Origin of the sequence: Embleya sp. NBC_00896, from assembly GCF_045207785.1 — a bacterium.
GTDB lineage: Bacteria > Actinomycetota > Actinomycetes > Streptomycetales > Streptomycetaceae > Embleya.
On the sequence record NZ_CP108776.1, the window covers coordinates 4,332,368 to 4,344,623 of the forward strand.

The following is a 12,256-nucleotide window of genomic DNA, read 5'->3' on the forward strand; positions in this document are numbered from 1 at the left end:
CGCCGCCGATCAGCCGCGGACGACCTCCGCGGCCTTGCGCGCGGACGTCTCGTTGTTCGCCCGCACCCGTGCCAGCGCCTGCGCGTCGCGCTCGATCGCCTGCCGCTGGTAGGCCGCGTCGACCGTGAACCACGTGCCCACCACGTTGTGCTCGGTCTTGCACGCCACCGTCGCGGTCGCCGCCGCGATCTCGCGCGGGGTCGGCTGCGCGGTGTCCCAGCTCGGGTCGCCGCCGGCCGCCAACGGATCGGGGTAGTCGTACCCCTTGGCGCGCATACAGCCCGACCACAGCGCGAGCACCCGCGACACCCGCGGATCGGCCATCGAGTGTTCGAACGCCTCGACGTCGATGTGGCTCGCGAGTGCCTCGGTGTCCAGCGCGAGGTCCTCGCCGAGCGCGAACCGGGCCTCGCCCAGGCAACCGGGCCCCGGTTTCCCGGCGCTGCCCGCCGGCGCCGTCGGCGGCACCCCGTCGGTCGCGGCCGCGCCGAACATCGCGACGCTCAGCTCGCGACTCATCGGCGGTTCGACGGGTTTCGGCCTGCCCGTCGCGACCCCCGGCGGGCGGAAGCCCCAGCCGGCCGCCTCGACCGGATCGGACACCCCGTAGCGCCGCTCGGTCCGGGATTTGAGAATCGGGTCCGCGTCCGCGGCCCCGGGCGGCACGTACGTGAACCCCAGACGGACCAGGCAGTCCCGGGTCAGCACCCGCTCGGCCGCGGCCAGTCGGGTCTGCTGCTCCCGCGTCGGCAGGTAGGCCTCGATCGGCAGCGCGAGGTCGGTCGCGGAGGTCAGCAGCGGGATGGGCCCGATCGGCGGCGGGGTGAGCGACGCCGGGGCGCCGGCGCCTTCCCGGTCGCCCGCCGCGGTGCAACCGGCCGACCCGACGCACAGCGCGACGAGCAGCACGACGAGGCCGGCGGGCGCTCTCGACGGCCGCGTCACGGAGAATTCCAACTGCCCGAGGCGTTGTTGTTCTTCACCGCCGCGCTCAGATTGGCCGTGCTCTTCGCCTTGATGTCCTGGACCGGCCCCTGGTAATTGCTGTGGTAGTAGATGTGCACGAAGTGCGTGGGGTCGTTGTTCCAGATCGAGGCGGCGTTGTTCTTCACCGGCTGACCGGCCCCGCTGCTGCCCTGCGGGGACGGCATGAGCGTGTATCCGACGTAGTTCGCCACGTTGTTCCGGTGGTCGAACCACGCGCCGCGCGTATTCGAGTTGTAGTACAGACACGCGTCGCCGTCGTCGCACCGGCCGTCCCCCTCGGCGACGGCCGGCGACGCGCCCGCCGCGAGTGTCACGGCGGCCGTCACGGCGGCCGCCGCGAGACCGTGTTTGCTGCGCATACTCGATTCCCCCTGGATCGATGCGAACCGCAAGAAGTCCAAGAGAAATCACATCTCGACTACTCCCGGTAATGACTCGGTCGCGTGATACTCGCCACACCGCTGCGGGCAGGGCCGCCGTCGAGCCGGGTTTGCGCGCCGACACGTGTGGCTAGGGTCGGGACATGAGTGTTCCCCCTCCCGCCGGTGTCCTGGTCGCCTCCAATCGCGGTCCCGTGTCCTTCTCCCTGGAGGACGACGGCACGCTTTCGGTGAGTCGCGGCGGTGGCGGCCTCGTCTCCGGCCTGTCGACCGCGGGGCAGGGGACCGGTGCCGTGTGGGTGTGCTCGGCGCTCGGCGGGGCCGACCGTACGGCCACCCGTGCGGCGCCTTCGGGCCGGCTGGATCTCGCCGGTCACGACACCGGCGGTCTCGCCGTCCGGATGCTCGACATCGACCCGGGGACGTTCGCGCGGGCGTACAACGCCATAGCGAATTCGACCCTGTGGTTCGTCCACCACCTGCTGTACGACACCCCCTCCAAGCCGGTCTTCGACGCGCGCTTTCGCAAGGAGTGGGCGTCGTACGAGGCGTACAACGAGGCGTTCGCGACCGCGCTCGCCGAGGAGGCCGCCGAGGGCGCGAAGGTGGTCGTGCAGGACTACCACCTCACGCTGGTGCCGGTAATGCTCCGCCGGCTGCGGCCCGACCTGCGGATCGGGCACTTCTCGCACACCCCGTGGGCGCCGCCGGACTACTTCCGGCTGCTGCCCGACGACATCGCGCGATTCGTCCTGGAGGGCGTGCTCGGCGCCGACCACGCGGGCTTCTTGACCAAGCGCTGGGCGCTCGCCTTCCTCGACTGCTGCGCGGACGTGCTCGGCGCGGAGGTCGACCGCGACGCGTTGACCGTCACGCACGCGGGCCACGTCACCGAGATCGGCGTGCACGGCCTGGGCGCGGACGCCGAGTTCCTGCGCGAGCGCGCCTCCCGGGCCGACGTGGACACCCGCCTGGCCGGGCTGCGGGAGGCGGTCGGCGATCGCAAGGTGATCGTGCGGGTGGACCGTACGGAGCTGTCCAAGAACATCGTCCGCGGCATGCTCGCCTACCGCGAACTGCTGCGCACCCGCCCGGAATGGCTGGGCCGGGTCGTGCACGTCGCGTTCGCGTACCCCTCACGTCACGACCTGCCGGAGTACCGGGAGTACACGGCCGCGGTGCAGCGGGTCGCGAAGGAGATCGACGACGAGTTCGGCACCGGCGACTGGCAGCCGCTGATCCTGCACGTCAACGACGACTTCCCGCGCTCGCTCGCGGCGTACCGGCTCGCCGACGTCGCGCTGGTGAACCCGATCCGGGACGGCATGAACCTGGTCGCGAAGGAGATCCCGGTGGTCTCCCTGCTCGACGAGGCGCATGGCGGCTGCGCGTTGGTGCTGTCCCGCGAGGCGGGCGCGTTCGAGGAGTTGGGCGCCGACTCGATCGTGGTCAACCCGTTCGACGTCTCCCAGACGACGGAGGCACTCCACGAGGCCCTGACGATGGACCCCGCGGACCGCTTGTCCCGCACCAGGCGACTGGCCGCGGCGGCGGTCGCGCTGAACCCACAGCAGTGGTTCCTGGAACAACTGGACGCGCTTGAGCCGTAGGCGCGGGGTGGGTGGCCTCAGGTGCCGGCTGGGGTGGGTGGCCTCAGGTGCCGGCCGGGCTGGGTGGCCTCAGGTGCCGGCTGGGCTGGGTGGCCTCAAGCGCCGGCCGGGCTGCTTGGCCTCAAGCGCCGGCCGGGCTATTTGGCCTCAAACGCCGGCCGGGCTAATCGACGTGGGCCGAGCTGTTTGTAGTCCGTCCGGCGTTTGAGGACGAATCGGCCGGGGGCCTACGGCCACAAGCGCGGCGCCCACCGCACCAGCCGTGGTGACCCCGGCCGCATTGGTGATCGGCAGGCTGCCGCCGCCGGACTTGCCCGCGTCCCCACCCGTGGCGTTCGTGCCACTGGTGCCTGCCGGGTAGGGGAGCGGAGTGCGTCACGTCCGGGCGTGGGTGGAGATCCCTTGCCTATGCGGGGTTCTGACGACGATTCAGACGCCAGAGGAGGTACAGCGACACGGCGACCGCGGCCACCCGGACCATCGCCGGCAGCAACTCGCCGTACCGATCCCACGCCTGATCGCGGGTCAGATCCGTGCCCATGTTCCCGGTGGCGCGCAGCCACATCCCGATCGCGAACGCCAGCGCCATCCCGCCGGGGATGTAGAACGCGGCGAATCGGCGCTCCTTGAGCGACCACGCGCCGGCCGTGAAGACCACGAGAACGCCGAGCAGCACCACCACGGTCGAGGCGGTGATCGCCCCGACCGCCATCAACGCGATCGCGAACACCTCGCGCACCTGGGTGCGCAGCGAGCCCGGACCGCCGAAGATGCCGATGGCCGGCGTCGGTTCGGTGAGCGCGTCGTCGTCCCAGGTCGCCGACGTGTCGGAGGCCACCCCGATCGGATAGGCGGGCGCGTGCAGGGAGCCGTCGCCGTAGCTGCCCGGGTCCGGCCGTTCGGGCGGTAGCGGGCCCTCCGGCGGGGTCCGCCACCACAGGGGCTCGTCGTCCGGGTCGGCCAGGGGCGTGGGTTGGGTCGCGGCGGGGGCGGCCCCGGGGCTCGTTCCGGCGGCGGTCTCGGCGAGGGTGGGCGGCCCGGCGTCGGGGGAGACCCGCGGTGCGGGCGTACCCGGCTGCGGGCGGGAGGGGTCGAGCACGGCCGGTATCGGCGTCGCGTCGGCCCGAAAACCCATCTGGCGGGCCACGGTCGCGTACCGCGAGCCACGCATCGACATCGCGCCGACCCCGTCGTCGGCACCGGTGTCGCGCAGGTCGCCGAGCCGGTAGAGCTCGTGGCCCACGACGGAGTCCGGGCTGCCGAGCCGGTCGAGGATGACCTGCACGGTCCCGGTCGTGTGCGCGTTCAAGCGCTCGCGCTCGCTGTTGATCTGACTTCGCAGCCGCTCCACGAGCCGAGCCCGATCCGCGGGCCGAAGCCGCCGCTGCGCGGCGTCGCCGACTTGACCGAGGTACTGCAGGACCAGGTGATCACTCTCGAAGTTCACGGCCTTGCCTCCGGTGAGGGACCACCTGCGGGGTGCATTGCGTGCGCGCACTACATCGCCAAAGCGACAACTAAGCCTAGGGGGAGGAAGGCCAACGGAGCGAGAGCTTGACCGGAATGGGGCGGGCGGGGTGGGGAGTTGGGGGCGTGGGGGTGGGGGTGGGGCGGGCGGGCGCGGGGGCGCGGTGTGGGAGGCGGGGGCGCGGGCTGGGGTGTGGGGAGGCGTGGGGGCGTGGGTGTGGGGGTGTGGGGGAGGGGCGGCGTGGGTGTGGCGGAACTGGGTAGCCGGTGACGCGGGTTCAGGGGTACGGGGTGATTTGGGACGTAGGCGTGGCGGGAGGGGGAGGGCTGGGTCGTGGGTATGGCGGGGTGAGGAGGCCGGGGGCGCGGGCTCGGCGGAAGCGGGATGTCGGTGACGCGGGTGCGGCGGCGCGGGGAGGCCCGCATCGCGGGTGTGGCGGGGCGGGGAGCTGGCGACGTAGGCGCGGCGGGGGGTGGCGGCCGGTGCGGGGGCGCGGCGGGGGTGGGAGGACCCGTGTTGCGGGTGCGGCGGGAGGGGGAGGCCGGGGTCGTGGGTGCGGCGGACCTTCTTTTTGGGCGGCGGGGCCGCCGGCTCCCGAAGCACCACTTTTGTTCCGCTGGCGCTCCACAAAAGCGGCACTCCGCTCGCACGTCGCTGTCCCTCCGCAAGCTCCGGGCCATCGACGTCGTGAAAAGCACAGGCAGCGGCCTCCGGCCGCTCTCCTCGCTGCGCTCGTCGATCACGACCCCGACCCGATCGGTGGGCGCTGACGCGCCAGGACCGCAGCCAAACCCGGCGACCCAGGGCCGGCCCACACGGTAGAACCGCAGCCCAACCCACCCGAACTCGCGCAGCCACACCGGTGGCCACCAGGCCCGACCGGACCCACCGGTCGCCTGAAGAACCGCAGCCCGAGACGCATGACGCAACGGGCGGAGCGGGTGGGCGCAACATCCCAACCCGACCAAAACGCAACCGCAGCGACCCGCACACCACGCACCAGGCAGCGAGGCGCGACCGGGCCCGCCGGTCGCCTGAAGAACCGCAGCCCGAGACGCATGACGCAACGGGCGGAGCGGGTGGGCGCAACATCCCAACCCGACCAAAACGCAACCGCAGCGACCCGCACACCACGCACCAGGCAGCGAGGCGCGACCGGGCCCGCCGGTCGCCTGAAGAACCGCAGCCCGAGACGCATGACGCAACGGGCGGAGCGGGTGGGTGCAACATCCCGAGCCGACCAAGACGCAACCGCGGCGACCCGCGCATCGGCGGGGAGGCCGGGCCGGGTCTGCCGGTTGCCTGCGCAGTCCGCGACGTATAACGCAACGGGCGGGGCGGTCCAGGGGGCTGCGGCCTCGAGCACCGTCTAACGTTGATGGGATGACCACAGCTGCGTCGCCCACCCGATCCGAGGCGGATCGGACCGCCCAGTCCGGACCCCGGACGCTCGCCGAGGATCTGCGGGGGCGCACCGATGCGGCGCTCGGCGCCTTGTTGCGGGTCCGGCCCGACCTGACCACGCCGGTTCCGGTGGACCTGACCCAGCTCGCCACGCGGGCCACCACGCGGGCGTCGATCGCGCGGGCGCTGGAGCGGTTGGATCGGTTCACGCTCCAGGTCGTGGACGCGGCCGTGGTGCTGCCGGACGGGTTTCCGGCGGAGCGGCTGCACGCGTTGATCGGGGTCGAGGAGGCGCCCGCGGCGTTCGAGCGGGCCGTGGGGCATCTGCGGGAGCAGGCGCTGCTGTGGGGGCCCGACGACGCACTGCGGGTGGTGCGCACGGTTCGCGACCTCGTGGGTGCGGGGCCCGCCGGGCTCGGCCCCACACTGGCGGGCGCGCTCGCGCCGACCGCGCCGTCGCGGCTGCAGGAGTTGCTCGCCGACCTCGGGCTCGGGTCCACCCACGACGCGGTGTCCGCGATCACCGCGATGACCGACCTGTTCACCGGGTCCACGCTCGACGCGTTGCTCGCGCAGGCTCCCGAGGCCGCGCGCGAGGTGCTCGACAAGCTCGTATGGGGGCCGCCGACGGGGAGCGTGCGCGGCGCCGATCGGCCGGTGCGCGCCGACGCGGCCCGGACGCCCGTCGAGTGGCTGCTCGCGCGGGCCCTGCTCGTCCCGGCCGGGCCCGACGCGGTCGTGCTGCCGCGCGAGATCGCGCTGCATCTGCGCGGTGGTCGGGTGCACCGCGCGCTCGAACCGGCGCCGCCGGCCCTGGTCACCCGCGCGCACGATCCACAGGCTGTGGACAGCCTCGCGGCCGGCTCGGCGTTCACCGCCGTGCGCCGGGTCGAGGACCTGCTGGAGCTGTGGAGCGCCGGCGGCCCCTCCGTGCTGAGGGCCGGCGGGCTGGGGATGCGCGAGTTCAAGCGGACCGCCGCCCAGCTCGACGTGCCCGAGGCCGAGGTCGCGCTGTGGCTGGAAATGGCCTACGCGATGGGCCTGGTCGCGGGGGACGGCGAGCCCGACGAGCAGTGGCTGCCCACGCCCGCCTACGACACATGGCGGCGGACGCCGGTCGGCACCCGCTGGGCCGCGCTCGCCGGCACCTGGCTGGACACCACCCGCGTGCCCGCGCTGGTCGGCTCGCGCGACGACAAGGACCGGCCGATCGGCGCACTCGGCATGCAGGTCGACCGCACCGCCGCGCCCGAGGTGCGCCGCCGGATCCTGGCCACGCTCGCGACCCTGCCGGCGGGCTCGGCCACCGACGCCGACTCGCTGCTCGCGCACCTGACGTGGCATCAGCCGATCCGGGCCGCGCGGCTGCGCGAGGACCTGTTCCGGGCCATGCTCGTCGAGGCCGAACTGCTCGGCATCACCGGCCGAGGCGCGCTCGCCGACTACGCCCGCACGCTGGCCGACGGGCGCGTGTACGAGGCCGGCGACGCGCTCACCCCGCTGCTGCCGCAGCCCTTGGACCACGTCCTCCTCCAGGCCGACCTCACCGCCGTGGCGCCCGGCCCGCTGGTCATGGAGCTCGCCCACGAACTGCACCTGGCCGCCGACGTGGAGTCCACAGGCGGTGCGACCGTGTACCGCTTCACCGAGGATTCGGTGCGCCGCGCGCTCGACGCCGGCCGGACCGCGACCGACCTGCACCACCTGCTCGCGACCCACTCGCGCACCCCCGTGCCGCAGCCGCTCAGCTACCTCGTCGACGACGTGGCCCGCCGGCACGGCCGGATCCGGATCGGCACCGCCGCCGCCTTCCTGCGCTGCGACGACGACGCGCTGCTCGGCGAACTGCTCGCCGACCGCCGCGCCGCCGGGCTGCGCCTGCGCCGGCTCGCGCCGACCGTGCTCGCGGCCGAGTCCGCGCCCGACTCGGTCCTGGAGAAGCTGCGGGCGATGGGCTTCGCGCCGGTGGCCGAGTCCGCGACCGGCGACCTCGTGCTGACCCGCCCCGATTCCAGACGCACCCCGCCGCGCTCGGCCCCGCCGCGCGTCGCGGGCGAGCCGCCGGCCCCGAGCGAGGCCCTGCTCGGCGCGGCGGTCACCGCGATCCGCGCGGGCGACGCCGCCTCGACCGGCCGTGCCGACGAGGGCGCGGAGCGCGACGGCGAGCCGGTCGAACTCCCGCGCACCTCCGCCGCCGAGACGCTGCTCGCCCTCCAGGCCGCCAACGCCGACCGTCGCGCGGTGTGGATCGGCCACGTCACCCGCGAGGGCCGGGCCACCCAACACATCGTGCTCCCGCTGCGGCTGGAGGGCGGCTACGTCACGGCCCACGAGCAGGGCACCGGCGAGATCCACACCTACCCCCTGCACCGCATCACGGGCGTCGCGGAGGTGAGCTAGCCCCGGGCCTCCCCGGCTCCCCGGCGTCGTGGCTCCTCGGGCTTCCCGATCTCCGCGGGCTCCGCGGGCTCCCCGGGCTCCGCGGGCTCCCCGGGCTTCCCGGGCTTCCCGAACTCCGCAGGCTCCGCGGGCTCCCTGGGCTTCCCGAACTCTGCGGGTTCCCCGGCTCTCCGTGTTCCCCGGCTCTCCGGGCTTCGCGGGCTTTGCGGGCCCCAGGCTTCCCCGGTTTCCCAGGCTCTTCGGCTCCTCGGTTTCCCAAGCTCCCCGGTTTCCCAAGCTTCCCGGGCTCCCCCGCCCTCCGGCTCCCCCGGAGCCGCCCCCTACATCTCCCGCCGCCCGATTCGCCACACCGCGAACCACACGAACGCGGCCGACAGGATGAGCGCGACCAGGAGGCTCTCGCCGTACTCGCCGGGGGTGTGCCCGCGGAGCAGTTCCACCGGTGCGTCGCTCAGCGAGCTCGGCACCCAGCGTCGCAACGGCCGCCACAGCTCCGCGAGCGGGAACAGGATCATCGCGACCAACGCCGCGCCGAAGATCGCCACCGGCCGGCGCAGGAACGCGGCCATCGCCGCGACCACGCTCAGGCTCGTCACCGCGGACACGACCCCGTAGAACGCCCCGTAGAGCACGGACTCGGCGGGCAGCGGGCCGAACATCCAGTGCACCTGGGCCCACGCGATCAGCGTGCCCAGGACGTAGGCGATCGACACGGCCGCGGTGGTCATCGTGTACCGCGGCCACACGAGGTCGCGTGGGCGGTGCAGGCGGGTGCGGTGGAACGCCGCGAGCCCGGGGCGGTGGTCGACCGCGAGCGCGCTCGCCATCAGCGCTATCCCGACCAGGATGGCGACATTCGCGGTGGTGTACGTGTACACCGCCATGCCGCTGTCGGCGCGCATCCCGGTCGCCGGTGGCACCCCGTCGATCCGCAGCGCCCTCAGGATCTCGTCGCGATGCTTGGCGAACGCCGGCCCGACCAGGCCCACGCCCGGATAGGCCACCAGCAGCAGGAGCCACCGCCGGGTGCGCACGAGCCGCAGCCATTCCAGCCGCCACAGCCCCAACCGGCGCGGCCCGCGCGGGCGGCGTTCGCCCGTGGCCACCACGACCGGTGCGGCGGGCGCCGCGGAGGCGGGAGCCTGTACGGCTCCGGAGCGCGTCATCGCGGGCCTCCCGTGATCGACAGGAACGCCGCCTCCAGGTCCGACTCCTCGGGCGCGACCGACACGACCCGCGCCGAACTGCGACTGAGCACCTCCGCGAGATGCCGCTCGCCCGCCTCCAGGGAGCGCGCCTCGACCCGGAACAGCCCGGGACGCAGCGACGACACCCGCGCCACCCAGTGCTCCGCCGCGAACGCGCGCAACAGGTCGGAGCCGCCGCCGCGCACCCGGACCAGCCAGCTCGGCCGCATGTGCGTGTCCACGAGCTGGGCGGTCGGCCCCTGGTACAGCAGCCGACCCGCGCGCACGACGCCGACCTGATCGCAGACCCGCTGTACGTCGGCCAGGATGTGGCTGGAGAAGACCACTGTGGTGTTCCCGCGCAGACTCGCCACCAGGTCCAGCACGTCGGCCCGCCCGCGCGGGTCGAGCGCGGACGTGGGCTCGTCCAGGATCAGCAGTTCGGGATCGGCGACGAGCGCCGCGGCGAGCCCGAGCCGCAGCGTCATGCCGCGCGACAGCGAGCCGGCCTTGCGGTCGGCGCACCCGGACAGCCCGGTCCGGTGCAGCGCGACCTTGACCTTCTCGCGCGGCAGCTGCGGGTCGACGAGGTTTCCGGCCAATTCGATCACCTCGGACGCGGTCAGCCACGGCTCGAACTCGGGCACGTCCGTCGACACCGCGACGCGCCGCCGGTCGACGCCGAAGATCACCTCGCCCGAATCGGCCCGCCGGGTCCCGCCGACGATCGACAACAGCGTGGTCTTGCCCGCGCCGTTCGGCCCCACCAGGCCGTACACGCTGCCGCGCGGCACCACGAGGTTGATCCCGAAGACCCCCGCGCCACCGCCGTAGTCACGGGTCAGGGCACGCGTGGACACGGCGGGACCATTCGGTTCGCCGGGCTGCTCGGGGGTCTCGGCGGCGTCCTGATCGGGACGGGGAACCCGATCGTTGGAGGCCGACGACGTTTGTTGCGCCATCAAGTATCCAGGGTAGGTAGGCCGGCCTGTTTGTGTGTTCCTCCGTAAGGATGGGTCTCCTGCTCCTCCCTGGGCAGTACGGTCCCTAATAGCTGCTCCTCGTGATGACAAGTGGTTTTTGGAACACGGTCGGTCCGCGGATGGTTGAGACTGGTTGGTCCCCACCCCTCCTCCGTGCGGAAAGGCTTGCCCGTGCCCGATGGCCCGTTGATCGTCCAGTCCGACAAGACCCTGCTCCTCGAAGTCGGTCACGAGGCGTCCGCCGACTGCCGGCGGGCCATCGCGCCGTTCGCCGAGCTGGAGCGCGCGCCCGAGCACGTGCACACCTACCGGCTGACCCCGCTGGGCCTGTGGAACGCGCGCGCCGCGGGCCACGACGCCGAGCAGGTCGTGGACGTCCTGCTGCGCTACTCGCGCTACCCGGTGCCGAACGCGCTGCTCGTGGACGTCGCGGACACAATGGGGCGCTACGGTCGGCTGCAGCTGTCCAAGCACCCCACCCACGGCCTGGTGCTGACCACGACCGACCGCGCGGTGCTCGAAGAGGTGCTGCGCAGCAAGAAGATCGCCCCGCTGGTGGGCGCGCGGGTGGACGCGGACAGCGTCGTCGTGCACCCCTCCGAGCGCGGCCAGATCAAGCAGGTGCTGCTCAAGCTCGGCTGGCCCGCCGAGGACCTCGCGGGCTACGTCGACGGCGAGGCGCACGCGATCGAGCTCGCCGAGGACGGCTGGAGCCTGCGGCCCTATCAGCAGGAGGCCGTCGAGGGCTTCTGGCACGGCGGCTCCGGCGTGGTCGTTCTGCCGTGTGGCGCGGGGAAGACGCTGGTGGGCGCGGCGGCGATGGCCACCGCGAAGGCGACCACGCTGATCCTGGTCACCAACACGGTCTCGGCCCGCCAGTGGAAGTCCGAGCTGGTCAAGCGCACGTCGCTGACCGAGGACGAGATCGGCGAGTACAGCGGCACCCGCAAGGAGATCCGCCCGGTCACGATCGCCACCTACCAGGTGGTGACGACGCGCCGGAAGGGCGTGTACAACCACCTGGAGCTGTTCGACTCCCGGGACTGGGGCCTGATCGTCTACGACGAGGTCCATCTGCTGCCCGCTCCCATCTTCCGGTTCACCGCCGACCTCCAGGCCCGGCGTCGGCTCGGCCTGACCGCGACCCTGGTGCGCGAGGACGGCCGCGAGGGCGACGTGTTCTCGCTGATCGGCCCCAAGCGCTACGACGCGCCGTGGAAGGAGATCGAGAACCAGGGCTACATCGCGCCGGCCGACTGTGTCGAGGTGCGGGTCACCCTCACGGACGCCGAACGGCTCGCCTACGCGACCGCCGAGCCGGAGGAGCGGTACCGCTTCTGCGCCACGACCGCGACCAAGACGCGCGTGGTGAAGGAACTGGTCGAGCAGCACCGCGGCGAGCAGACCCTGGTGATCGGGCAGTACATCGACCAGCTCGACGAGCTGGGCGAGGTGCTGAACGCGCCCGTGATCAAGGGCGAGACCACCAACAAGGAGCGCGAGCGGCTGTTCAACGCGTTCCGGACCGGCGAGGTGCAGGCGCTCGTGGTCAGCAAGGTCGCGAACTTCTCGATCGACCTGCCGGACGCGACGGTCGCCATCCAGGTGTCCGGCTCGTTCGGCTCGCGCCAGGAGGAGGCCCAGCGGCTCGGCCGGGTGCTGCGGCCCAAGGCCGACGGGCGTGGCGCGCGGTTCTACTCGGTCGTCGCGCGGGACACGATCGACCAGGACTTCGCGGCGCATCGGCAACGCTTCCTCGCGGAACAGGGGTACGCGTACCGGATCGTCGACTCGGACGATCTCGACAAACAGAAGTAGCAGCGGCGACCGTCGGGCG

Annotated in this window: 8 protein-coding genes; 3 read left to right on the forward strand and 5 right to left on the reverse strand. The window is 73.1% G+C overall.

What is annotated here, in order from left to right:
• Positions 1-9 precede the first annotated feature (9 nt).
• On the reverse strand, positions 10-945 hold the full coding sequence (locus tag OG928_RS19795; protein WP_406285570.1) for a hypothetical protein: 936 nt from the start codon (positions 943-945) through the stop codon (positions 10-12).
• Positions 942-1,346 (reverse strand): peptidase inhibitor family I36 protein, encoded by a 405-nt coding sequence (locus OG928_RS19800; protein WP_406285572.1) that lies wholly within the window; start codon positions 1,344-1,346, stop codon positions 942-944. The genes OG928_RS19795 and OG928_RS19800 overlap by 4 nt, the downstream gene beginning before the upstream one ends.
• Before the next feature lie 164 nt (positions 1,347-1,510).
• Between OG928_RS19800 and OG928_RS19805 the strand changes: the two genes are divergently transcribed.
• Complete coding sequence (locus OG928_RS19805) at positions 1,511-2,977, forward strand: trehalose-6-phosphate synthase (RefSeq protein WP_406285574.1); 1,467 nt, start codon at positions 1,511-1,513, stop codon at positions 2,975-2,977.
• Between the two features lie 406 nt (positions 2,978-3,383).
• On the opposite strand, the gene OG928_RS19810 is transcribed toward OG928_RS19805, so the two are convergent.
• Entirely contained in the window at positions 3,384-4,424 is a 1,041-nt protein-coding gene (locus tag OG928_RS19810; protein WP_406285575.1) for a hypothetical protein, read from the reverse strand.
• Positions 4,425-5,828: 1,404 nt separating this feature from the next.
• On the opposite strand from OG928_RS19810, the gene OG928_RS19815 reads away from it, so the two are divergent.
• On the forward strand, positions 5,829-8,249 hold the full coding sequence (locus OG928_RS19815; protein ID WP_406285577.1) for a helicase-associated domain-containing protein: 2,421 nt from the start codon (positions 5,829-5,831) through the stop codon (positions 8,247-8,249).
• A 320-nt stretch (positions 8,250-8,569) separates the two neighbouring features.
• Here the strand turns inward: OG928_RS19815 and OG928_RS19820 are convergent, their stop codons facing one another.
• Together OG928_RS19820 and OG928_RS19825 are read right to left on the reverse strand one after the other, a co-directional pair.
• A complete protein-coding gene (locus OG928_RS19820) occupies positions 8,570-9,415 on the reverse strand; it encodes a hypothetical protein (RefSeq protein WP_406285578.1) in 846 nt (281 codons plus the stop codon).
• The gene (locus OG928_RS19825) at positions 9,412-10,296 is read right to left on the reverse strand and encodes an ABC transporter ATP-binding protein (protein ID WP_406285580.1); all 885 of its coding nucleotides are present in this window, start codon (positions 10,294-10,296) and stop codon (positions 9,412-9,414) included. Before OG928_RS19825 ends, OG928_RS19820 begins: the two co-directional genes overlap by 4 nt.
• 294 nt (positions 10,297-10,590) lie before the next feature.
• Here OG928_RS19825 and OG928_RS19830 point away from each other — a divergent pair, with 294 nt between their 5' ends.
• Positions 10,591-12,237, forward strand: a complete 1,647-nt coding sequence (locus OG928_RS19830; RefSeq protein ID WP_406285582.1) for a DNA repair helicase XPB — start codon at positions 10,591-10,593, stop codon at positions 12,235-12,237.
• Positions 12,238-12,256 lie beyond the last annotated feature (19 nt).